The organism is Parasaccharibacter sp. TMW 2.1884 (genome assembly GCF_023337695.1).
Taxonomy (GTDB): Bacteria; Pseudomonadota; Alphaproteobacteria; order Acetobacterales; family Acetobacteraceae; genus Bombella; species Bombella apis.
Genome location: NZ_QORR01000002.1, coordinates 253,055 through 273,695, shown reverse-complemented (window position 1 = coordinate 273,695; position 20,641 = coordinate 253,055). Strand labels below are relative to the sequence as shown.

The 20,641-nt window shown below is 60.0% G+C and carries 23 protein-coding genes and 4 tRNA genes; 6 read left to right on the top strand and 21 right to left on the bottom strand.

Features of this window, described 5'->3' with window-relative positions:
- Positions 1 to 308 precede the first annotated feature (308 nt).
- The 8 genes from DTI93_RS05485 to DTI93_RS05450 all read right to left on the bottom strand — a co-directional run bounded on the left by DTI93_RS05485 (position 309) and on the right by DTI93_RS05450 (position 7,694).
- Positions 309 to 1,598, bottom strand: coding sequence for an adenylosuccinate synthase (locus DTI93_RS05485; RefSeq protein WP_043558873.1), 1,290 nt, complete (start codon positions 1,596 to 1,598; stop codon positions 309 to 311).
- A gap of 48 nt (positions 1,599 to 1,646) precedes the next feature.
- Complete coding sequence (locus tag DTI93_RS05480; RefSeq protein WP_043558877.1) at positions 1,647 to 2,792, bottom strand: ATP phosphoribosyltransferase regulatory subunit; 1,146 nt, start codon at positions 2,790 to 2,792, stop codon at positions 1,647 to 1,649.
- The gene (locus DTI93_RS05475; RefSeq protein ID WP_249079895.1) at positions 2,789 to 3,955 is read right to left on the bottom strand and encodes a phosphoserine transaminase; all 1,167 of its coding nucleotides are present in this window, start codon (positions 3,953 to 3,955) and stop codon (positions 2,789 to 2,791) included. Before DTI93_RS05475 ends, DTI93_RS05480 begins: the two co-directional genes overlap by 4 nt.
- Before the next feature lie 184 nt (positions 3,956 to 4,139).
- A tRNA-Leu gene (locus DTI93_RS05470) sits at positions 4,140 to 4,224 on the bottom strand.
- 112 nt (positions 4,225 to 4,336) lie between these two features.
- Positions 4,337 to 5,248, bottom strand: a complete 912-nt coding sequence (gene argC / locus DTI93_RS05465) for an N-acetyl-gamma-glutamyl-phosphate reductase (protein ID WP_086441984.1) — start codon at positions 5,246 to 5,248, stop codon at positions 4,337 to 4,339.
- A 45-nt stretch (positions 5,249 to 5,293) separates the two neighbouring features.
- Positions 5,294 to 5,803 carry a GNAT family N-acetyltransferase gene (locus tag DTI93_RS05460; protein WP_043558880.1) on the bottom strand — a complete coding sequence of 170 codons (510 nt, stop codon included), beginning with the start codon at positions 5,801 to 5,803 and terminating at the stop codon, positions 5,294 to 5,296.
- A gap of 21 nt (positions 5,804 to 5,824) precedes the next feature.
- Positions 5,825 to 7,504 (bottom strand): energy-dependent translational throttle protein EttA, encoded by a 1,680-nt coding sequence (gene ettA / locus DTI93_RS05455; RefSeq protein WP_043558883.1) that lies wholly within the window; start codon positions 7,502 to 7,504, stop codon positions 5,825 to 5,827.
- Between the two features lie 116 nt (positions 7,505 to 7,620).
- Positions 7,621 to 7,694: transfer RNA gene (locus DTI93_RS05450), tRNA-Ile, on the bottom strand.
- Positions 7,695 to 7,899: 205 nt separating this feature from the next.
- Here DTI93_RS05450 and ppa point away from each other — a divergent pair.
- A complete protein-coding gene (gene ppa, locus DTI93_RS05445; protein WP_043559301.1) occupies positions 7,900 to 8,424 on the top strand; it encodes an inorganic diphosphatase in 525 nt (174 codons plus the stop codon).
- Positions 8,425 to 8,561: 137 nt separating this feature from the next.
- On the opposite strand, the gene DTI93_RS05440 is transcribed toward ppa, so the two are convergent.
- Together DTI93_RS05440 and DTI93_RS05435 are read right to left on the bottom strand one after the other, a co-directional pair.
- Positions 8,562 to 8,636: transfer RNA gene (locus DTI93_RS05440), tRNA-Gly, on the bottom strand.
- Positions 8,637 to 8,674: 38 nt separating this feature from the next.
- Positions 8,675 to 8,749 (bottom strand) — tRNA-Gly (locus DTI93_RS05435).
- Positions 8,750 to 8,924: 175 nt separating this feature from the next.
- Between DTI93_RS05435 and DTI93_RS05430 the strand changes: the two genes are divergently transcribed.
- From DTI93_RS05430 to DTI93_RS05420, 3 genes are all read left to right on the top strand, one after another.
- The gene (locus DTI93_RS05430; protein ID WP_081562898.1) at positions 8,925 to 9,845 is read left to right on the top strand and encodes a tetratricopeptide repeat protein; all 921 of its coding nucleotides are present in this window, start codon (positions 8,925 to 8,927) and stop codon (positions 9,843 to 9,845) included.
- Between the two features lie 89 nt (positions 9,846 to 9,934).
- Positions 9,935 to 10,612: an LON peptidase substrate-binding domain-containing protein gene (locus DTI93_RS05425; protein ID WP_043558892.1), complete on the top strand. Its 678-nt coding sequence runs from the start codon at positions 9,935 to 9,937 to the stop codon at positions 10,610 to 10,612.
- Between the two features lie 92 nt (positions 10,613 to 10,704).
- Complete coding sequence (locus DTI93_RS05420) at positions 10,705 to 10,887, top strand: Trm112 family protein (protein ID WP_249079894.1); 183 nt, start codon at positions 10,705 to 10,707, stop codon at positions 10,885 to 10,887.
- Between the two features lie 29 nt (positions 10,888 to 10,916).
- Here DTI93_RS05420 and DTI93_RS05415 read toward each other — a convergent pair whose 3' ends face one another.
- Entirely contained in the window at positions 10,917 to 11,291 is a 375-nt protein-coding gene (locus DTI93_RS05415; RefSeq protein ID WP_249079893.1) for a hypothetical protein, read from the bottom strand.
- Positions 11,292 to 11,354: 63 nt separating this feature from the next.
- Here DTI93_RS05415 and DTI93_RS05410 point away from each other — a divergent pair, with 63 nt between their 5' ends.
- The gene (locus DTI93_RS05410) at positions 11,355 to 12,017 is read left to right on the top strand and encodes a tyrosine-protein phosphatase (RefSeq protein WP_043558901.1); all 663 of its coding nucleotides are present in this window, start codon (positions 11,355 to 11,357) and stop codon (positions 12,015 to 12,017) included.
- Between the two features lie 20 nt (positions 12,018 to 12,037).
- Here DTI93_RS05410 and DTI93_RS05405 read toward each other — a convergent pair whose 3' ends face one another.
- From DTI93_RS05405 to DTI93_RS05365, 9 genes are all read right to left on the bottom strand, one after another.
- The gene (locus DTI93_RS05405; RefSeq protein WP_043558903.1) at positions 12,038 to 12,505 is read right to left on the bottom strand and encodes a helix-turn-helix domain-containing protein; all 468 of its coding nucleotides are present in this window, start codon (positions 12,503 to 12,505) and stop codon (positions 12,038 to 12,040) included.
- Between the two features lie 91 nt (positions 12,506 to 12,596).
- Entirely contained in the window at positions 12,597 to 14,132 is a 1,536-nt protein-coding gene (gene lnt, locus DTI93_RS05400; protein ID WP_249079892.1) for an apolipoprotein N-acyltransferase, read from the bottom strand.
- A gap of 12 nt (positions 14,133 to 14,144) precedes the next feature.
- Positions 14,145 to 14,975 (bottom strand): GNAT family N-acetyltransferase, encoded by an 831-nt coding sequence (locus DTI93_RS05395; protein WP_154981090.1) that lies wholly within the window; start codon positions 14,973 to 14,975, stop codon positions 14,145 to 14,147.
- A 128-nt stretch (positions 14,976 to 15,103) separates the two neighbouring features.
- Positions 15,104 to 15,631: a Fur family transcriptional regulator gene (locus DTI93_RS05390; RefSeq protein ID WP_043558908.1), complete on the bottom strand. Its 528-nt coding sequence runs from the start codon at positions 15,629 to 15,631 to the stop codon at positions 15,104 to 15,106.
- A gap of 120 nt (positions 15,632 to 15,751) precedes the next feature.
- Positions 15,752 to 16,171 carry a MucR family transcriptional regulator gene (locus tag DTI93_RS05385; protein ID WP_043558914.1) on the bottom strand — a complete coding sequence of 140 codons (420 nt, stop codon included), beginning with the start codon at positions 16,169 to 16,171 and terminating at the stop codon, positions 15,752 to 15,754.
- Between the two features lie 464 nt (positions 16,172 to 16,635).
- Complete coding sequence (rimI, locus tag DTI93_RS05380; protein WP_249079891.1) at positions 16,636 to 17,142, bottom strand: ribosomal protein S18-alanine N-acetyltransferase; 507 nt, start codon at positions 17,140 to 17,142, stop codon at positions 16,636 to 16,638.
- Positions 17,142 to 17,828, bottom strand: a complete 687-nt coding sequence (gene tsaB, locus DTI93_RS05375) for a tRNA (adenosine(37)-N6)-threonylcarbamoyltransferase complex dimerization subunit type 1 TsaB (protein WP_249079905.1) — start codon at positions 17,826 to 17,828, stop codon at positions 17,142 to 17,144. Before tsaB ends, rimI begins: the two co-directional genes overlap by 1 nt.
- The gene (locus tag DTI93_RS05370; protein ID WP_249079890.1) at positions 17,828 to 18,454 is read right to left on the bottom strand and encodes a malonic semialdehyde reductase; all 627 of its coding nucleotides are present in this window, start codon (positions 18,452 to 18,454) and stop codon (positions 17,828 to 17,830) included. Before DTI93_RS05370 ends, tsaB begins: the two co-directional genes overlap by 1 nt.
- A 6-nt stretch (positions 18,455 to 18,460) precedes the next feature.
- Complete coding sequence (locus DTI93_RS05365; RefSeq protein ID WP_043559316.1) at positions 18,461 to 19,024, bottom strand: NifU family protein; 564 nt, start codon at positions 19,022 to 19,024, stop codon at positions 18,461 to 18,463.
- Positions 19,025 to 19,206: 182 nt separating this feature from the next.
- On the opposite strand from DTI93_RS05365, the gene fbaA reads away from it, so the two are divergent.
- Entirely contained in the window at positions 19,207 to 20,325 is a 1,119-nt protein-coding gene (gene fbaA, locus DTI93_RS05360; protein ID WP_249079889.1) for a class II fructose-bisphosphate aldolase, read from the top strand.
- Between the two features lie 12 nt (positions 20,326 to 20,337).
- Here the strand turns inward: fbaA and DTI93_RS05355 are convergent, their stop codons facing one another.
- Complete coding sequence (locus tag DTI93_RS05355) at positions 20,338 to 20,640, bottom strand: hypothetical protein (RefSeq protein WP_043558918.1); 303 nt, start codon at positions 20,638 to 20,640, stop codon at positions 20,338 to 20,340.
- Between the last annotated feature and the right edge of the window lies 1 nt (position 20,641).

Here is a 20,641-nt window from a genome sequence, read left to right as displayed (position 1 = left end):
TGACCATCTGCCCAGAAGGAGGCATTTTCTCATGTTCAGAGCACTTTTGAGATTTGCGGTCGAAACAGTCATGACTGTCGTTGTCGGAAAGGTTTTGAAGAAACTGCTGGACAGGCTGTTTCCCGACAACAAGGCCTGAACGGCAGTCAGGCTCTCCTCAACAGGACATCAGACAGAAAAGGGAGTGCCCAGAAACTGGACACTCCTTTTTTTTATCTCTTCCCGCCTGAAGAAAGCTGTCATTCGATCAAAATAAAAAGGCCAGCCTCTACAGGGCTGGCCTTCATCCAACATGACCTGACGACTGATCAGCCCTCGAAAGGGTCCGTCACAAGGATGGTGTCCTCACGTTCCGGGCTGGTGGACAGCAGAGTGACCGGCGTGCCGATCAGCTCCTCAATGCGGCGGACATACTTGATGGCCTGCGCCGGCAGTTCTGCCCAGGAACGGGCACCACCGGTTGTCTCATTCCAGCCCGGCATGGTCTCCAGAATGGGCTTCACACGGGCCTGGGCCCCCGGTGCGGAGGGGAAACTGTCAATCTTCTGGCCGTCCAGCTCATAACCGACGCAGATGGACACTTCCTTCATGCCATCCAGAATGTCCAGCTTCGTCAGGGCCACGCCACTCACGCCACCAACACGCACGGCCCGGCGGACCATGGCCGCATCGAACCAGCCACAGCGGCGGGGACGACCCGTTACGGTCCCGAACTCACGCCCACGTTCGGCCATGCCCTTTCCGACCTCATCAAACAGCTCGGAAGGGAAAGGCCCTTCACCAACACGGGTTGTGTAAGCCTTGGCAATGCCCAGCACGAACCCGACGGATTTCGGGCTCATGCCGCTGCCGGAAGCCGCAATGGCCGCCACCGTGTTGGAGCTTGTCACGAAAGGATAGGTCCCGTGGTCCACATCCAGCATGACAGCCTGTGCCCCCTCGAAGAGGATGCGCTTGCCAGCCCGGTCCGCCTCGGCCAGACGGTCCCACGCACAGCAGGCATAGGGCAGGAGACGGGGCGTGATCTCCTTCAGGAAGTCCAGAATCTGCTGCTTGGTGAAGGTTTCCGCTCCCAGACCGGCCAGAAGCGTGTTGTGGTGGAGCAGCAGCTCGTCGATCTTCCAGTCCAGCGTTTCAGGCTCGGACAGATCGCAGATGCGGATGGCCCGGCGGGCCACCTTGTCCTCATAGGCCGGACCAATGCCACGGCCTGTCGTGCCGATCTTGTGGTTGCCACGGGCAACCTCACGGGCACGGTCCAGCGCACCATGCAGGGGCAGGATGAGAGGGGCCGTCTCGGCGATCCAGAGCGTTTCCGGCGTGACGGTCAGTCCCTGTTCCGTCACACGGTCGATCTCGCTCATCAGGGCCTTGGGGTCCACCACCACGCCATTGCCGATGACGCCAATCTTCCCGCCAACCAGACCGGAAGGAAGCAGGGAAAGCTTGTAGACCTGATCGTTCACGACCAGCGTATGGCCGGCATTGTGCCCGCCCTGAAAGCGGACAACGATATCGGCCCGGCTGGCCAGCCAGTCAACGATCTTGCCTTTACCCTCATCGCCCCACTGGGTTCCGATTACGGTAACATTGGCCATAAGAATGTCTTCCCTCAACGTCTCACGATGGCGGCCCCTGCCTGCACCTCAGCGTGCCAGTACGACGGGTTTTCCATCTTTCCAGATATGGCTGCACCGCAGATGATGCGCCTCCTGCTCCATCTCGCCTGATTCCCCAAGCGATGCGATCGTGGCATAGCCTGCCTCATGCAGGCTGGACAAGTCTTTCTGCGCCATTACGGGCGGAACGAGGCAGCGCTGCCGCCGCTTCGGCTTTTCCGCAACCCGCAAAAAGGCATGGGGGTTGAGGGTCAGCCCGCAGGCGGGCTCCTCCCCGGCCAGATAGCGGCCGCCACGTCCCAGCTCCTCACGGGAATGCATGGCAAAAACCGTCACGCAGACCCCCGTATGGTACCGCCAGCCCCGGAAATCCACCGGGTCCACTGTCAGGCGGGCATCCGGCAGACGGGCCAGAATCGCCGCCACATCAGCCTTCAGCCGTTCGACATGAGGTTTCAGCATGTCGGGGAAGTCCAGCATCGCCAGCTTTTCCAGAGCGATGGCGGCAGGGCCAACAGCCGCCATCATGCCCAGAAGAAGCTCCGCCCACGGGCCGCCACAGTCCCGCACGGCGGCTGCATCCCGCCTGTCCAGAGCATGAATGATGCTGTCCCGCTCGACGCCAGAGAAACTGTCCTCAATCAGGCTCCAGATCATGACAGGCATGGAAAGGTCGAAGGACACATTGGCAATACCCAGACGGGCCAGAGCCTCTGCTCCGAGGGCGATCACCTCGGCATCCGCCTCGGCCCTGTCCGGGCCAATCAGCTCAATCCCGGCCTGCGATATCTGCCGCTGTCCCTCACGACCGAGCGTGCCGATCACCACACAATCCCCCGCATAGGAGAGACGCAGCGGGCGGGGACTATCCTGCATCCGCACCGCAGCAATGCGGGCAATCTGGGTCGTCATGTCCGGCCGCAGGGCCATCATCCGATGAGAGGACGGGTCCAGCAGACGGAAACTCTGCTCCGCCAGGGCTTCACCGGCCCCGCTCAGCAGGGAGCCTTCAAACTCCAGCAGAGGCGGACGGACACGCTCATACCCATGGCACGAAAACACGTCCATCACTTCAGCAAGGCCACGGGCCTCTGCCTCTGCCTCGGCAGGGAGAAGGTCCACGAACCCCATCGGCAGCAGGGCGGGACTGGATGTCTCGGGACCGTTGATCATGACGCAGCAAACTTCTCTTCAATACGGGCAAAAGCCCAGTCCAGCCAGGGCAGAAGGGCCTCAATATCCTCGGCTTCCACCGTGGCTCCGCCCCAGATGCGCAGACCGGCGGGCGCATCACGATAACCGGCCAGATCGTATCCGGCCTTTTCCTCCTCCAGCAGGCCCGTCATGGTCTTGATGACCTTGGACCGTGCCGCATCATCCAGTGCCTCGAACCACGGAGCGATGATCTTCAGGCAGATGGAGGTGCAGGACCGTGTCTCTTTCTTCTCACTGAGGAAAGCTACCCAGTCACGGGCCGCTACCCAGCGTTCCACGACGGACAGATTCTTGCGGGAACGGGCCTTCAGGGCCTCCAGTCCACCAACGGACTCAGCCCAGCGCAGACCATCCAGCGCATCCTCCACGCAAAGCATGGACGGCGTGTTGATGGTGTCCCCCCGGAAGATGGCCTCATTCAGCCCTTTTTTATTGGTCAGGCGGAAAATCTTGGGCAGCGGCCTCTGGCTGCCTTCTTCCAGCCGCCGGACCGCCTTCGGGCTGAGGGCCACCATGCCATGAGCTGCCTCACCGCCCAGGGCCTTCTGCCAGGACCATGTGACGACATCCAGCCGGTCCCACGGCAGGTCCATCGCAAAGGCCGCCGAGGTGGCATCACAGATCACGAGGCCATCATGCTGCGCCGGAACGCTCTCCACGGAGGGGATGCAGACACCTGATGTCGTGCCATTCCATGTCAGCACCACATCACGGGACCAGTCGATCTGCGCCATGTCAGGAAGCTCGCCATAGGGAGCCTCCAGAACACGCAGGTCTTCCAGCTTCAGGATGTCCTTCAGGTCCTGCGCCCACGTGCCAGAAAAGCTCTCAAAGGACAGGACATCCATGCCTCGCTGGCCTGCCAGTGCCCAGAGAATCATCTCCACGGCCCCCGTATCGGAGGCCGGCACGATGCCGACCTGCCAGTCCTCCGGTATGCCCAGCAGGGCCACCGACCGGGTGATGACCTCATGGAGCCGTGCCCGTCCCTCTGCCGCACGATGGGACCGCCCGAGGAAGGCCCCCTTCAGGGCCTCTGGTGTCCAGCCCGGACGTTTGACACATGGGCCGGATGAAAAATAGGGCCGCTGAGGACGGTGCGAAGGCTTGGCTGCGGTCATGATTGGCAGGTCATCCATGATTCAGAAGGCGCAAGAAACCATACGTCCCCACCACAGGCAGGCGACAGCGGCCCCTCACGGCAAACGGTTACTTTTTTCCTAGGTGTCACAGGCACCAGAAGGGGTCAAGCCAGCTCATCCAGGCCAGGCCGCCACATCACCCTACTGTCATGACCTGTAAAAATGGTGCGAAAGAGGGGACTCGAACCCCTATGCCTTGCGGCGGTCGATTTTGAGCCGACTGCGTCTACCAGTTCCGCCACTCTCGCCCATGATCTGCCTGCGCCCCATGGGGCGCAGAAAACGTCCTGCTTATAAGATATCCCGGCACAAAGGGCCAGAGAGCGGCCCGAAAAAAAATCGGATAGGCTGCCCGACCCTTCAGGTGATGTCCTGCCCACTCATCAACAGGATGTTACGCATGGCCGCACCGGAAGCCCCCTTGCCAAGATTGTCCAGAGACGCTGTCAGAAGGGCCTGCCCGCTATGGCCACTCACACGCAGCTCCATGTCATCCCGGCCCGCCATGGCTTCAGCCACCAGCTTCGGCTCGGACTCCACAACACGGATGGTTTTCGCATCCCTGTAGAACTCTCTGAGAACAGCCGTGACGTCCTCGATCATCGGTACCCCGGGGAGAGATACCAGATGCAGCGGAATGGACACGATCATCCCCTGCGGGAAATGCCCGACAGACGGCACGAACAGCGGATTGCGTGTCAGACCGCTATACTGCGTCATTTCCGGCAGATGCTTGTGCTGAAGATTCAGGCCATAAAGGAAAAAGGCCGGGCCACCCGCCTCTTCCTGCTGCTCGATCATCGTGCGGCCACCGCCGCTATAACCGGACACCGCATTGATGGACACATGGGCGTCCACCGGCAGCAGTCCTGCCTGAACCAGCGGCCTCAGCAGGGCGATGGCACCCGTCGCATAACAGCCGGGATTGCTGACGAACCGGGCCTTCCTGATCCGTTCCGGCTGGGTGGCATCCAGCTCCGGCAGGCCATAGACCCAGTCTGGATGCACACGATGGGCCGTGCTGGCATCCAGAAACCGTGTCCCGGTATCCTGGCCAAGGGCCACGGCCTCACGGGCGGCATCGTCCGGCAGACACAACACGGTGATATCAGCCTGCGCCATGAGGGCACGACGGGCCTGCGGATCCTTCCGCTGGGCAGGATCGATGCTCAGCAGCTTCAGGTCATGACGATCAGCCACGGCCTCGACACGGCGGCGAATCCCCAGGCCTGTCGTGCCTGCCTCACCATCAATGAATATGTGCGTCGTCATCGTCCCGGCTTCCCTGTTGCCTGCCCCTGACCGGGGCGGTGCCATTCACCACTGGAACAGCATCCGCCTCTTTTCATACAGAAGCATGATGTGCCCGTCCCGCTCGAACTGGTCAAGCAGACTCATGCCGATGCTACCCAGCACGATGCGGGAAGGCCGGTTATCCTCACGGGCGACGGCAACGACACGCTCCACCCCCGCATCCAGAACAAAGGTGAGGGCCGTACCAGCGGCCTCACGGGCGATGCCACGCCCGGCAGCCCATGGGAACAGGGCAAAACGCAGGCCGATTCCCCGGCCATCGGGGCGTTCATGCACGCCCGTCATGCCGACAAAACGCCCCTCCTCAAAAATGGAAAAGATGCCGATGCCCCGCTCGGCCCAGAAAGCCACATCCTCGGCCATCTCGGCTTCCGCCCGGACACGGGTCCGCACACCACCCAGCATGGCCCCGAACGCCCCGACATCCGCTTTCAGCCGTGCCATGTCCTCCATGTCCGGCCAGTTGACCGGGCGGAGGATCAGGCGGGCTGTCCGCAGCTCATTGCCTAGCACAACATGCCGCCCGGACGGCGATCAGCGGGCGATGGGGCGGTAACGGATGCGGCTCGGCTCCGTGGAATCAGGCCCCAGACGGCGGCGTTTGTCTTCCTCGTACTGCTGGAAGTTGCCTTCGAACCACTCCACGTGGCTGTCCCCCTCAAAAGCGAGGATATGCGTGGCCAGACGGTCGAGGAACCAGCGGTCATGGCTGATGACCACGGCGCAGCCTGCGAAGGATTCCAGAGCATCCTCCAGCGCACGGAGCGTATCGACATCCAGATCGTTGGTCGGTTCGTCGAGCAGCAGGACGTTGTTGTCCTCCTTGAGCATCTTGGCCAGATGGACACGGTTGCGCTCACCACCGGAGAGGACGCCCAGACGCTTCTGCTGGTCCGGCCCCTTGAAGTTGAAAGCCCCGACATAGGCACGGGACGGCACGGCACGCTTGCCCAGATGGATGACGTCCGTTCCGCCGGAGATTTCTTCCCAGACGGTCTTGCTGTCGTCCAGATCATTACGGGACTGGTCAACATAGCCCAGCTTGACCGTATCGCCGATCTTCAGGGAGCCTGAATCAGGCTGTTCCTGCCCGGTGATCATCTTGAAGAGTGTGGACTTGCCAGCACCATTCGGCCCGATGACCCCCACGATGCCACCCGGCGGCAGCTTGAAATTGAGATTGTCGATCAGCTGACGATCACCAAAGCCCTTGCAGAGATTCTCGGCCTCGATGACCGTCTGCCCCAGACGGGGACCGGGCGTGATGACGATGTCCGCCGTGCCTCCAGCAGCTTCCTGCCCGGCAGCCAGCATTTCCTCATAACGGGTGATACGGGCCTTGCTCTTGGCCTGGCGGGCCTTGGGCGAGCTGGCGATCCACTGCTGTTCCGCTGCGAGGGCACGCTGGCGGGAGCTTTCCTCTTTCTCTTCCTGAGCCAGCCGCTTGCGCTTCTGCTCCAGCCAGGACGAGTAATTGCCCTCGAACGGATAGCCACGGCCACGCTCGATCTCAAGAATCCAGTTGGTGACGTTGTCGAGGAAGTAACGGTCATGGGTAATGACCATCACGGTGCCCTTGTACTCACGCAGGGTCTTTTCGAGCCATGCCACGCTCTCGGCGTCCAGATGGTTGGTCGGCTCATCGAGCAGCAGGATGTCGGGCTTCTCCAGCAGCAGGCGGCACAGGGCCACACGGCGCTTCTCACCACCGGAGAGCTTGTCCACCGGGCTGTCCGCCGGGGGGCAGCGCAGCGCATCCAGAGCGATCTCCAGATGACGGTCCAGCTCCCAGCCATCCTCGGCATCAATCTTTTCCTGAAGCTCGGCCTGCTCGGCGAGAAGGTCGTTCATCTCCTCATCGGACATGGGCTCGGCAAACTTCATGGAGATTTCATTGAAACGCTCCACGGCCTTCTTCAGCGCACCGAAGCCCTGTGCAGCGTTCTCGCCCACGGTCAGGTTCGGGTCCAGCTGCGGCTCCTGCTCCAGATAGCCGATGCGGACACCTTCGGCAGCCCAGGCCTCACCGCCGAATTCTTTCTCGATTCCAGCCATGATCTTCAGCAGGGTGGACTTACCTGCGCCGTTCACCCCGAGGATACCGATCTTCACCCCCGGCAGGAAGGAGAGCGTGATCCCCTTGAACACCTCACGGCCGCCCGGATAGGACTTTGTGACGTCCTTCATGACATAGACATACTGATAGGCGGCCATGGAACGGTCTCCTCTAGAACACACGAACGAAAAGGCAGGAAGCAGGACTGTGCCCCCTCTCGCCCGGGGCGTTTCCCAACAAATACAGGCGGCTCCACATGCATGGAGGCGTCACCTGCGCCCGGCAGGACTCGAACCCGCAACCTAGCCGTTATGAGCGGCCAGCTCTAACCAATTGAGCTACAGGCGCACAGACATTTCGCCACATCGCTCATACGCAGTTTTTTTTCAAGCCCCTGCGGGGCAAAAACACGCCTGACAGGGCAAATAATGCGCTTTCTTTTTCCCGACTTCACCGCAGCAGAGAGGCCGCAGGCAATACACATATACAACACCGGGCATATTCATTAATAATGCGCCCATCACATCACCCACAGACACGGATGGAGCAGACGATGGACGTTACCAAGATTTCCCCCGGCAAGGATGTGCCGCATGACATCAACGTCGTGATCGAGATTCCACAGGGGTCCCAGGTCAAGTACGAAGTGGACAAGGACAGCGGCGCCATCTTCGTGGACCGTTTCCTCTTCACGCCGATGGCCTATCCGGCAGCCTATGGCTTCATCCCCAACACGCTGGCCGCTGATGGTGACCCGGTGGATGCGCTGGTCCTGACCCCGGCTGATGTCCTCCCCGGCAGTGTCATCCGCTCCCGCCCGATCGGCGTGCTGAAGATGGAAGATGAAAGCGGACAGGACGAAAAGCTGATCTGCGTACCGCATGACAAGATTCATCCGCAGTTCAGCAAGATCGACTCTCTCGACCAGCTGCCGGAAATCACGCTGAAGGCCATCGCCCACTTCTTCGAGCGTTACAAGGACCTCGAGCCCAACAAATGGGTGAAGGTTTCCGGCTGGGGCGACAAGGCCGAGGCTGGCAAGGTCATCGAAGCCGCCATTGCTGCGGCAAAGAAGTAATCTTTACTGCTGCTGGAAAGTCGGGCAGTCCCTTCGGGGACTGTCCGTTTTTTTTGTCCATTCAGCAGGACCGGGAAAAACGGCAGACACAAAAAAACCACCTCACCCGATCCGGCAAAGTGGTTCTTCCGTCTTTCTGGAGCGGGCGAAGGGATTCGAACCCTCGACCCCAACCTTGGCAAGGTTGTGCTCTACCCCTGAGCTACGCCCGCATCACATTGTCACCAGCAGCTCTCCAGACCCTGAAATCTGGAGCGGGCGAAGGGATTCGAACCCTCGACCCCAACCTTGGCAAGGTTGTGCTCTACCCCTGAGCTACGCCCGCATGCTGTCGGTGGGAGGCTTATGCCTCAAAGAAGCTCCCGACGCAATCCCCCCCAACACATTTTTATTTTCCTTTTTTGAAGGTTCTGCCCCCCTTGCCTCCATGCCCTGTGGAAACAATTTTAACTGGAGCGATTGTGACAGACTCCCCCGCCAGCTGACAGAGGTTGCCGACCATGACAGAAGCCCTTTTCCCCTCCAGCAGCCCCTCCCGAACCATGGAGGTGGACCAGTCAAACTTCATGGAACAGGTTGTCGAGGCCAGCAGGAACACGCCGGTTCTTGTGGAGTTCTGGGCGGCCTCATCCGCTTCCTGCAAAAAGCTCTCCCCCGTGCTGGAAAAACTCGTCCAGACCACGGAAGGCCGGGTGAAGCTGGTACGGCTGGATGTAACCGCCAACCGGCCGCTGGTCAGCCAGCTGGTGCAGATGGGCCTGCCCATACAGTCCATCCCGGTAGTGGTTGCCTTCTGGCAGGGGCAGGTACGGGACCTCCTGCAAGGTGTACAGCCGGAAAGCGGTATCCGGGCCTTCATTGAACAGCTCCTGAAGGACAGCGGGCAGGCCATGCCCGTTGCCGAACAGCTGAAAATGGCTGACTCCGCTCTCAAAGAAGGTGAGCTGGCTGAGGCCACCAACCTCTACGCCGCCGTGCTGGAAAGTGAACCGGAGCATCCGGCAGGGTGGGCTGGGCTGATCCGCTGCATGATCGCCATGGATGACCCGGAAGGCGCAGAAGAAGCAGCCTCCCAGATTCCCGAATCCATTGGCGGGGAGCCCCTGATCACCAGCGCCCTGAGCAGCCTGAAACTCTATCAGGAAGGCCGGGACAGTGCCGGAAGGATCGATGAAATCCGCCAGAAACTGGAGCAGTCCCCTGACGATGCCGCCCTTCAGACAGAGCTGGCCAAAGCACTGAATGGCACGGGCCAGCGGGAGGAAGCGGCCCAGCGCCTGCTGGACATCATCGCCCGGGACAGGGAAGGAGCCGGACAGGCTGCCAGGGCCGAACTTCTGAAATTTTTTGAAGCCTGGGGCATGGCAGACCCCGCCACCCTGGCGGCACGGCGCAAACTGTCCTCCCTGTTATTCTCATGACCGGATGATCCGGCACAGACACGACCATATGCAGGGAAATGGTCCATCCATGATGCAGTCCCTGCCTGCCCCGCTGGAGGAGACGCCCCATGCCTGATGCCCACCACCCTGCCCATGACACACCCTGCGGCTCCAGACGCCGGATCCCCGTCCTGACAGACATGACACTAGCGGACCTGCCCCCCCGAATCGGCCTGCTGCCCCTGGGCAGCACGATTCTTCTGCCGCAGGGGCAGCTTCCCCTGACCATCTTTGAACCCCGCTACCTGACCCTTCTGGAAGACTGCCTCGCCCAGCATCGGCTCATCGGCATCATCCAGCCCTCCGAGACGGCCCGTTACGGCGACATGGCCCCTCCACTGGAGCATGTCGGCACCATAGGGCGGGTAACCTCCTTCATGGAGCAGGAAAGCGGACAGTTCTTCATCACCCTTACAGGGGTCTGCCGCTTCCGCCTGCTACAGGACAGGCTGACTGACAGGGGCTGGCGGGAAGGGCGCATCAATGCCATGCCTTTCTCCCACGACCTGCTGGAGAACCCTTCCCTGAATCTCGACCGTGAAGATCTTTCCATCGTCCTGAAAAACTATGGCGAGCGCCATGCCATGGCCATCAACTGGGAAAATCTGAAGAAACTGGACGACAACACCCTGCTGACGATGCTGCCCATGCTGCTCCCCTTCTCCGCCGGGGTGAAACAGAAACTGCTGGAATGCCCGGACACGACGGAACGGGCCAGCCACCTTCTGGACGAACTGTCCCGCTAGGCGATGAGCATGCCATCATGTAAGGCTGGTTCCCTGTCTCAGGGTGCTTTCAGGTACCCTTCGCCCCCAACCGCATGGACTGAAAAATCATCATGACCCACACCTCTCCATCCCCAGAACTGCTGGCCCGCCTCGTCTGCCCCGTCACGAAAGGCCCCGTGCATTACGAACCGGCCAGCAACAGCATCATCAGTCCCCGGGCCGGACTGGCCTTTCCCGTACGGGATGGCATCCCCGTCATGCTGCCGGAACAGGCCACGAAACTGGAGGACTGATTCCTACCCGTCCCTGACGGATCGCCAATCTATTTCTGCCTAGGTGCAGGAGCCCCGTAAGACGCCTCGGTATGGGTCTGTGCAGGGAAATGCGGCAGATCATCACCACCAGCGCTGCCACCTTCAGCCGTATGAACAGTCCGACCGGAAATTTCATCTGGCGTGGGCTGTATGGCCTGCACCATGGGCACCATCCCGCCTGAATAAGGCGGCATGGGATGATGAAGCTCCCGGAACGGTTTTCTGGGATAGGCCTCCGTCATGTCCGCTTTGGGCAGGTGCCGGACAGGGGCATCTTCTTCTTCCGTCGCACAGCCTGTCATCAGGGTACAGCCCAGCAGACAGGGCCACAGGACCCGGCATACCGGACGGACAGACAGGACAGGGGGAAAAGGCAGCCTCATGACCTTCACCCTATAGCACTTCTGCCCAATTGACGAAGACCCACAGGCGTGAAAAGAACAGGCATGTTCAAAGGTACCCTTTCCACCCCTGCACGGCGGCTGCGCGCCTGGCATGACGCCCTGTTTGTGGACCATGCCATCTTCCGGCTGGTCTGGACAAATCTGGCCCCTGTCGTGCCGGGACGTGTCTGGCGCAGCAACCATCCCACACCGGGCCGACTGCACCGCTGGCGCAGGACATTGGGGCTTGTCATGGTCATCAACCTGCGGGGACACCGGCAATGTGGTGCCGATGCCCTGGGGCGGGAGGCCTGCCAGAGACTGGACCTCCCCTATCTCGACATGGCCTTCGAGAGCCGCAATGCCCCCCACAAGGACCGTATTCTCCGCTTCCATGAGCTCTATGAAAAAGCCCGGTTCCCCCTGCTGCTACATTGCAAGTCCGGAGCGGACAGGGCCGGGCTTGCCAGCGGACTGGTGATCCTCTTTGAAGGTGGAACGGCCGAAAATGCCCTGAAGCATCTGCACTGGCGCTTCCTGCATTTCCGTCGGTCCCGCACGGGAATTCTGGATGCCTTTTTCCAGCTCTACCAGAAAACGGCAGAAGGTCGTCTGCCTTTCATCGACTGGGTGAAACAGGAATATGACGAAGAAGCGCTACGGAACGCCTACAGGGCCGGGCGCTTCAGCGCCTTTCTCAACGATGCCATCCTGCGGCGAGAGTAGCCCTCTCCGCTTCCCCCCCCTCATCTGGACCGTCTGGCCACATCCCGGATGAAATTCATGAGCTGCTGACGGATCTTCTCCTCCCGGATACTGTAATAGGCCTGTGCCAGTTCCATTGTTTCCGGCAACATGAGCAGCTCTATACCGCTCCCATTTTTCTCCTGAGGGGCCTCAGCCATTTTCTCCCCGCCCCCATCATCCTTCTGGAAGGGAGCCTGTTCTTCCTGAAGATTCCCCGGTCCTGCTGCGGGACTGGCGAAACCATCCAGCTCGTCAAAAAAGAAACCTACCGGCACTTCAAGAACCTGGGCCAGCTCGTACAGACGACCCGCCCCGACGCGGTTTGCCCCACGCTCATATTTCTGAACCTGCTGAAAAGTGATACCAAGTGCCTTGGCCAGTTTTTCCTGTGAAAATTTCCGCAGCCCCCGAAGAAGCCGGATACGTTTGCCAACATGTGCATCGACAAACGACGCTAGTTCTGTCATCAATCACGAACCTCAATAAAAATCAGGTCAAAAGGTTTCTACTCTTCATCGATAGTGGTTAACAATAAATTATATTTTCAATTTTTTCAGGCTACACCGATCTGCCCTCTTCATAAAACCACCGCCCGACGAGAGCGGCCCCCACAAACAGCAGAGACATCAGCACCGGTATCCAGCGCCCCAGCAAAGCAAAAAATGTTTTTGCTTCCGGTCCCGGAAGAGGGCGTACAAGCACCTGTTCCCTGCCCCATTCCGTTCGCCCAACTTCCCTGCCACGGGCATCATAAATGGCAGACACACCACGGTTATTGACAAAAACAACCGGCAACCCTTCTTCCACGGCACGCAGCCGCCCTGTCGCCAGATGCTGCCTCGGCCCGGCACTGTTGCCATACCAGGCATCGTTGGAGATCGTCAGCAGCCAGTCTGGCCGCTGCCCCGGTGCCACAACACCACCAGAAAACACGATCTCATAACAGACCATGGGACCGACACGACCAACCTGTGGCAGGTTCCAGGTTATCAACCCCGGGCCCGGCACCACCTCGGCCGGCAGCAGGTGGAAGGGCAGTATCCAAGGGTCATACTCTCCAAACGGAACCAGACGGCTTTTGTCATAAATGGCCTCTATGTGTCCATCCGGGGCCAGAGCCATCAGGCTATTGTACCAGCGATCCACACCGGCGGCACGCCTGTCCGACCCAAGCAATACCGGTGCCCCGGAGGCAGCGGCGGCAATGGCCTGCCTTGCCCAGCCTTCCTCCTCCAGAAGACCGGGGAAAGCAGATTCCGGCCAGACGACAACAGCCGGGCGTCCCGGCACCAGGCGCTGCGCATCTCTCACGCCCTGCGCTGTCAGCTCCAGATAAGACCGGAACTGTGAAACCGCATCATCCCGCCCCAGCACCTCATCTTCTGTCACGTTGCCCTGCACAACCACGACAGCCGGATTGACATGCCCCGGCAGAACGGCCTCATGCCCAGCACGCCATGCACCCCAGCCACACCAGAGACCTGCACAGGCGACCACGGCCAGCAGCCCCCGCCGTCCCTGCCATACGGCCAGTGAAGCCAGCACCAGCAGAAGCGTCAGCCCATCCACACCGATCAGGGACGCTGGCTGAATGAGCCAATCCCCCAGCCATCCTGGGACTTCCAGCGCACTGCCCAGAGGATTCCAGGGGAAACCGGAAAAATAGAAAACCCGGGCCATGTCGGCCAACGTCCAGCTCCCGGCGAACATCGCCACACGTGGCCAGCCCGGCGGTACGGAGCGACAGAGCAGGGCCGGAACCATCACGAGAGGTGCAATGAGCAGCGCAACACCAGGCGCTGCAAAAGGCACCACCCACCAGAACTCATGCACCCGGGTCAGGATTGCATTGGTCAGCCAGTAAAGACCCGCCGTATGATACCCCATCCCGAAAAGGAATCCCCACAGGGCAGCCTGACGGTGCCCCGGTGCGGCACAGACAGCCTTGTAGAACAGCCCCAATGCCAAAGGCAGAATCGGAAAAAAACAGAGCGGTGGCAGAGCCAACGCTGCCACCGCCCCCAGAACCAACATGAAGACGGCGCCGCGCCACCCTCCCTGCTGTGGAAGGGAGCACAATGCCTTCACCACCATGGAAATCCCTTGTTAATCCAGTGCGTCCTTCAGACGACGCTCATAATGACGGTAATATTTGTCAGCCAGCAGCTCACTCTTGACGAGCACAGCCACATCCGTGGTGTTGAACTGTTCATCCACCACGGCACCATCACCAACATACCCACCAAGACGCAGATACCCCTTGATGAGGGGCGGCAGCTTGCTGAGGCAGGTGCGGCGGTCCAGCGTGGCAGGGTCTGTCCGGCACATGCTGACATAGCGCTCTGGCAGGGCCCGAACCCGCAGGGCGGGCGGCGCCAGATGGTTGTGATACAGCCATGTCAGCTCATCACTCATCGTATCCGGTGATGTCCCATGCAGGCTGGCACAGCCAAACAGCACGTCAATCCTGTGCAGGAAGATATAGGAGGCTATGCCCCGCCAGAGCAGCTGCATGGCCGCACGACCACGGTAATCCCGTGCCACACAGGACCGCCCGACCTCCAGAAGGCGACCGGGGAAATCTGTCAGACAGGAGATGTCATACTCATCTGCCGTATAGAAACGGCCACCTTCCCCCAACGAATCGGAACGCAGCAGACGATACGTCCCCACCACGCTGTCTGCACCACCACCACGGGCATGGTCCACCACAAGAAGGTGATCTGCAATCTCGTCGAAGCGGTCAGAATCCAGACGGGTCCGCAGGGCCTCCTCACTGGGATGAGCCCCCATCTCGTCAAAGAACACACGATAACGCAGGGCCTGTGCCGCACGGATCTCTTCTTCCGTCGTGGCAAGCCTGACACCCAAGCTGCCGCCACGCAGTTCCTGAAAACCGCCTTCACGGTTCAGGGCAAGAGTCGCCAGGGTATCCATCTGCCGCTGCGTTTTCTCGCTGCTGATGAATCCCCCCGCCTCCGGCTGCTCTGCATTACAGGAAGGGATGCATGCATCCCCAATGGTATCTGACGGCCTCTTCCCGGTCATACGAAATCAGTCACTCCTTATGCCCGGCCTGTTGGACTGGACCTGTTCCCATCCTCGGGAGCGGCATCTTTCTTCTTTTCGGGTGCCGTACGCCGTCCGAAAAGCTCCGCCCGGTGAGACATGAGATCAAACCCCAGTTCCGCAGCAATTTTCGCCAGCAGGCCGACCAGTTCATCATTCTCGAATTCGATGACGTTACCACTATCAATATCAATCAAATGATAATGATGCCCATTTTCACTGGCTTCGTAGCGGGCACGGCCCCCGCCAAAATCCCGGCGTTCCAGAATTCCTTTTTCTTCCAGCAGGCGGACTGTCCGATAAACGGTAGCAACGGAAATGCGGCTGTCCAGTTCCGAAGCACGGCGGTACAGCTCCTCCACATCCGGATGATCCTCCGCCTCCGAAAGGACACGGGCAATCACCCGCCGCTGTCCGGTCATCTTCAGACCATGCTTGACGCAGAGACGTGCAATGGGCGAATCACCCACAGTATCCCCGGACGCAGCACCCTCGCGCCCCATTTTTTTTGTGCTCATCACCATACTGATGATCTATCCGATTATGATACGGTTTGTCCAATCCACATCATAATACGAAACGCACCTCCTCCATCATGCAGACTCAACCGGGTCTGTCCTGAGAAACAGGACAGACCATCCTGATTACCCCTCGCTCCCTTCACGGCGACGGCCAAGGCCGATGCGCCGTGCAAGGGAAGAACGATGATTGGCATAGTTGGGAGCAACCATCGGATATTCCGGCGGCAGCCCCCAACGCTCACGATATTCCTGCGGTGTCATGTTGTAGGCTGTCTTGAGGTGACGGCGCAGCAGCTTCAGCTTTTTACCGTCTTCCAGGCAAATGATATAATCGGGGAAGACCGACTTGCGGGGCGGTACGGCCGGTACCGGTTTTTCGGGCTCTGCCTCCACGGCAACACCGGCCCCTGCAAGGGCACCGTGCACCGAACGGACAAGGTCCGGCAGAGTTTCGGCAGCAACATCATGACTGCTCACATACGCCGTGACGATCTGTGCTGTCAGCTGACGCAGGGCCTGTGTTTCTGTCTCAGACGACGACATAAAAAACCTATCTCCCAAGAAATTTAGTTCGACCTATAACGGATTGTAGAAAAAGACAACAAGAAAAACCGTTTCTGTAATAGTAAACACTTGTTGATAAGATAAGAAAATCCACAACATAGACAGAAATTCTTACAAAATCACGACATTACATAAGAGAACTTCTCCCTTCCGCCTGCGCTCAAATAACACCATTTATCACAGGGAAATACAGGCGCCCTACAAAGATCATGCTGTTTTATAAGGAATATTCATCATGAATGACATGACAAGTCTTATAGAAGGCTGTTACCTGGAGCAGACAAGGAAAGACGTTACAAGAACATAACAGCTGCAAGATCATATACATGATGACCTGCCATTACAGGCATACCACACAGCCTGACCGCCCCTTGTTCAACAGCTATTCCAGCATTACACGGCCCATACGTCGTGCCATGCAAAAGAAGACAGGGTATGACCTGTCAGGGCGACCACCTCAAAAGACGGGCATCCTCACCATCGTCGTAATAACGACGCCGCACCGCTATCTGCTGAAAGCCGCACCGCCCATACAAGGCAAAAGCGGCTTCATTACTGAGCCGCACTTCCAGAAACAGGGTGGCTGCCTCCTGTCGGGCCCGATTGATGAGATGGGAGAGCAACCGATGCGCCAGCCCCTGCCGCTGCCATTGTGGATGCACCCCCAGAGACAGGACCTCACCTTCATCCAGCACATGACGACTGATGATGAAACCCACAGGAACATCACTCACGCAAACCAGCCAGGCCTCCACACCCGGCAGGGCCAAAATCTGCCCGCAGGCAGCCTCATCCCAAGGGTCACGTCCCGAAAAGGCCGCATGATGCAGGGCCGACACGACACGGGCTGCCTCTGGCCCCACAGCCACCAGCTCAGGCCCCTGCACGTCCGACCGGACCTCCCTCTGGCCATCATGATCCGCCCTGTCCGGACAGCCCGTGCCAGACATCACTGCGGTGCCGGTCTCAGACCACCTGCCGGGGGTTTTGCCTCCGGGGGGTCCACATAAAGGGGTTCAAGCGGGTAGGCCTCGACCGTCCCATCATCCAGACTCTGGCAGGCGGCCCTGAAAATGCCTTCCGCCGTCGGAGCGGCATGAGGCAGGCGGACCACGTTACTCCCCAGAACACCACAGCCTGTCTGGCCACTCAGCTCCGGCAAGGCATCATCCCCATGGACGGCATCACCTGCCACGACCGGCCAGCTCCCCGGCTGAATCTCGCCTACCGGCAGGGCACAGGCCTCCCGCCCCGGCGCATCCACAAAAACCCGCCCCCGACGGGCAAGGCACAGGATAGTGGCCTCATCATGCTTCATGGTCGCCCGCAGTGCATCACCCAGCCGAACACCTACGCCCCGACAGGACCATCCCCGGACCAACCCGGCAGCAAGGGAAAGAGACGCTCTCAACCCCGTAAAAGAGCCCGGGCCAACCACAGCCACCACCATCTCCGGTGGTTCTTTCCAACCGGCCCGGGCCAACATGGCCTGCACGGCCGGAGCAAAACGTTCCGAAGCACCACGCCCGGACAGCACCTGTTCATCCACCACCTGGCCATGTTCCAGCAGGGCGATCAGATTGCTCTGCCCCCGTCCGGCTCCCGCCCCGTTCATGACGAGACACCGCCCCGGCATCACAGCCACAGGCAGACTTCCTCATAAGGCAGGCGGGGCGCCCGGGGAGAAGATACTTCCCCCCCGGGATAACCCAGTGCCACGAGGAAATTGGCCCGCCAGCCCTGCTTGCGGAAACATTCCTCCTCCACCATCACGGCATCAAAGCCGGACATGGGCCGCACAGCCAGCCCCAACGCACGGGCTGCCATGATAAGATAGGCCCCCTGAAGGGTACCGTTGCGAAACGCCGTCTCGTCACTCAGCCCGACATCAGCCGCATACCAGTCCCGCAGGCCGGGCATGGGGTTGAGAGTCTCGAATTTCTCGAAAAACAGGGGATCATACCCGACAACAACCAGCACCGGCGCCGTCATGGCCATCTCCGCATTGCCCAGAGACAGGGCAGGCCGGATTTTCTGCCGGGCCTCTTCCGTCTTCAGGAAAGCGAAGCGGGCCGGTGAGCAGTTGCCCGATGTTGGCCCCATCCTGAGCAGATCGTAAAGACGATGCAGGACATCATCACCCACTGGCCGGTCAGAAAAACAGTCTGCCGTGCGGCAGCGTGTAAAAAGCTCCTCGGCCAGAACAGGGCTGGAGACCTCTCCTTCTGCCGACTGCCCCTCCGGGGCTGGTGATGATGTCATCAGCTTTTACTCCTCTACAGGTTCAACCGCCGTCACCTCCGGGATGTAGTGACGGAGCATGTTCTCCACGCCGTGCCGCAATGTAGCCTTGGAAGACGGACAGCCAGAGCAGGCGCCCTGCATGCTCAGATAGACGACACCTTCCCGATAACCACGGAAGACTATGTCCCCCCCATCGCTGGCCACGGCCGGACGGACCCGTGTATCCAGAAGCTCCTTCACCCGGGCCACGATCTCGCTGTCCTCGGGAAAGATGTCAGCCTCCGGGGCAGCGATGTCTTCTGCAAGGGCTGGCTTCCCGCTTTTGAAGAAATCTGTCAGGGCCACCAGCACCTGCGGACGCAGTGCATCCCAGTCGGCTCCATCATCCTTCGTGACAGAAACAAAATCACTTCCCAGGAAGACACGCTTCACCTCGGCCATGCCAAAAAGAACATCTGCCAGAGCAGAACGCCCCGCCACGACCCCGGCCTCTGCAAAATCGACAGGGGACCGGTCGCCCGTCACGTCACGACCCGGCAAAAATTTCAGTGTCGCCGGGTTGGGAGTATCTTCAGTTTCAATCATCATAAGATCATTCTGTGTCATGAACGCCTCTCTTATCAGATACCCGATGGAATGAGCACCCTCTAACGCAACTCTACCACTTTTGGACCTTTATAGTCCTATTTACAGACAGTATGTATATCAGACTGGCAGAACAGGCTACCTCTGCCACGTTCCCCCTTCTCCAGCTCCACCCAAGAGGATTCATGACACCCCCCTCCACCGCACTCCCTGCCAACAGCATGTCGGCCATTCCGCCGGGTGTGGCCACTGGCGGTGCATACCGTACCCTGCTCCGGGCCTGCCAGATAGGGGGCTATGCCCTTCCGGCTGTCAATGTCAGCAGTTCATCCACTGCCAATGCAGCTCTTGCCGCAGCACGGGCCAACAGGGCTGACATCATCATCCAGATTTCCGCCGGAGGGGCCCGCTTCTACGCTGGCCAGTCCCTGCCGGATGAGCAGCAGGCCCGGATTCTGGGGGCTGTGGCTCTGGCACGGCATGTCCATCTTCTGGCCCGCCATTACGGGGTAGCCGTCATCCTCCATACGGACCACGCCAACCGTCCCCTGCTGGGCTGGATTGACGGGCTCGTGGAAGAAAGCCGCCACCACCACGAACAGACAGGCCAACCCCTGTTCTCCTCCCACATGCTCGACCTCTCGACAGAACCGGTCGCCGACAACATCGCCACGGCAGCGACCCTGATGAAAAAACTGTCCCCTCTGGGAATCGGCCTTGAGATCGAACTGGGAATCACGGGGGGAGAAGAAGACGGCATTGGCAACGAGCTGCATGGCACCGGACCGGCTGACCATCCCTCCCTCTATACAAGTCCGGAAGAGGTTCTGACCGCATGGAAGACCCTATCCCCTCTGGGGATGCTTTCCATCGCTGCCTCATTCGGGAATGTTCACGGAGTCTACGCCCCCGGCAATGTCCGCCTCCGCCCGGACATACTCCGCAGGTCCCAGGCTCTCGTGGCCGAGCGGCTCCAGACGGGCCCCAATCCTGTTCCTCTGGTCTTCCATGGCGGGTCTGGATCGGATGAAGACGCCATAAAACAGGCTGTCAGCTTCGGGGTCTTCAAATTCAACATCGATACAGACACCCAGTTCGCCTACGCACAAGGTGTGGCCCGTTACATGCAGGAACATGAAGAAGCCTTCGCCCATCAGGTCTCACCCGTAACGGGGCGGCCACTGAAAAAACAGTACGACATCCGTACCTGGATGAAGGCCGGAGAGGACAGTTTCATCCAACGGCTGACAGACAGTTTCCGTGTACTCGGGGCTCAGGGGCGCAGCACTGCCCGCCAGCCCTGACCGTCCGCTCCATCAGCGGGCAGATGGAACCGCAGCCGGTTTCTGACAGGAAACTGTCTCCACCGCCCCTTGCCCACAAACAGGCAGGGGGCCATGCCGCCCCGGCAGGGGCCAGAAAATCTCAATACCCAGAGAGACAAGCATGAGCAGGGCTGCCAGCAGCACCCATGGCAGAAAACGTGGCCTGTGACCCAGAAGAGGCGGGATACCCGTCTCCCGCTGGAACCGGCGCCCTTCCTCCAGCAAAGCCGCTGAATCCGGGACAGGACCAGCAGGCCGGTCTTCCTCTTCAGGGAAAAGGTCAGAGCCGGACACG

What these genes read in the sequence shown, in the direction of transcription:
- DTI93_RS05405 (WP_043558903.1), bottom strand. Translation starts at nt 12,505, where the DNA reads ATGACAGAACTAGCGTCGTTTGTCGATGCACATGTTGGCAAACGTATC.
- DTI93_RS05480 (WP_043558877.1), bottom strand. Translation starts at nt 2,792, where the DNA reads ATGATCAACGGTCCCGAGACATCCAGTCCCGCCCTGCTGCCGATGGGG.
- DTI93_RS05475 (WP_249079895.1), bottom strand. Translation starts at nt 3,955, where the DNA reads ATGACCGCAGCCAAGCCTTCGCACCGTCCTCAGCGGCCCTATTTTTCA.
- lnt (WP_249079892.1), bottom strand. Translation starts at nt 14,132, where the DNA reads ATGGTGGTGAAGGCATTGTGCTCCCTTCCACAGCAGGGAGGGTGGCGC.
- DTI93_RS05370 (WP_249079890.1), bottom strand. Translation starts at nt 18,454, where the DNA reads ATGACATCATCACCAGCCCCGGAGGGGCAGTCGGCAGAAGGAGAGGTC.
- ppa (WP_043559301.1), top strand. Translation starts at nt 7,900, where the DNA reads ATGGACGTTACCAAGATTTCCCCCGGCAAGGATGTGCCGCATGACATC.
- DTI93_RS05430 (WP_081562898.1), top strand. Translation starts at nt 8,925, where the DNA reads ATGACAGAAGCCCTTTTCCCCTCCAGCAGCCCCTCCCGAACCATGGAG.
- rimI (WP_249079891.1), bottom strand. Translation starts at nt 17,142, where the DNA reads ATGTCTGGCACGGGCTGTCCGGACAGGGCGGATCATGATGGCCAGAGG.
- DTI93_RS05395 (WP_154981090.1), bottom strand. Translation starts at nt 14,975, where the DNA reads ATGGATACCCTGGCGACTCTTGCCCTGAACCGTGAAGGCGGTTTTCAG.
- DTI93_RS05425 (WP_043558892.1), top strand. Translation starts at nt 9,935, where the DNA reads ATGCCTGATGCCCACCACCCTGCCCATGACACACCCTGCGGCTCCAGA.
- DTI93_RS05415 (WP_249079893.1), bottom strand. Translation starts at nt 11,291, where the DNA reads ATGAGGCTGCCTTTTCCCCCTGTCCTGTCTGTCCGTCCGGTATGCCGG.
- DTI93_RS05485 (WP_043558873.1), bottom strand. Translation starts at nt 1,598, where the DNA reads ATGGCCAATGTTACCGTAATCGGAACCCAGTGGGGCGATGAGGGTAAA.
- DTI93_RS05365 (WP_043559316.1), bottom strand. Translation starts at nt 19,024, where the DNA reads ATGATGATTGAAACTGAAGATACTCCCAACCCGGCGACACTGAAATTT.
- argC (WP_086441984.1), bottom strand. Translation starts at nt 5,248, where the DNA reads ATGACGACGCACATATTCATTGATGGTGAGGCAGGCACGACAGGCCTG.
- DTI93_RS05410 (WP_043558901.1), top strand. Translation starts at nt 11,355, where the DNA reads ATGTTCAAAGGTACCCTTTCCACCCCTGCACGGCGGCTGCGCGCCTGG.
- tsaB (WP_249079905.1), bottom strand. Translation starts at nt 17,828, where the DNA reads ATGCCGGGGCGGTGTCTCGTCATGAACGGGGCGGGAGCCGGACGGGGG.
- fbaA (WP_249079889.1), top strand. Translation starts at nt 19,207, where the DNA reads ATGACACCCCCCTCCACCGCACTCCCTGCCAACAGCATGTCGGCCATT.
- DTI93_RS05385 (WP_043558914.1), bottom strand. Translation starts at nt 16,171, where the DNA reads ATGTCGTCGTCTGAGACAGAAACACAGGCCCTGCGTCAGCTGACAGCA.
- ettA (WP_043558883.1), bottom strand. Translation starts at nt 7,504, where the DNA reads ATGGCCGCCTATCAGTATGTCTATGTCATGAAGGACGTCACAAAGTCC.
- DTI93_RS05420 (WP_249079894.1), top strand. Translation starts at nt 10,705, where the DNA reads ATGACCCACACCTCTCCATCCCCAGAACTGCTGGCCCGCCTCGTCTGC.
- DTI93_RS05390 (WP_043558908.1), bottom strand. Translation starts at nt 15,631, where the DNA reads ATGGTGATGAGCACAAAAAAAATGGGGCGCGAGGGTGCTGCGTCCGGG.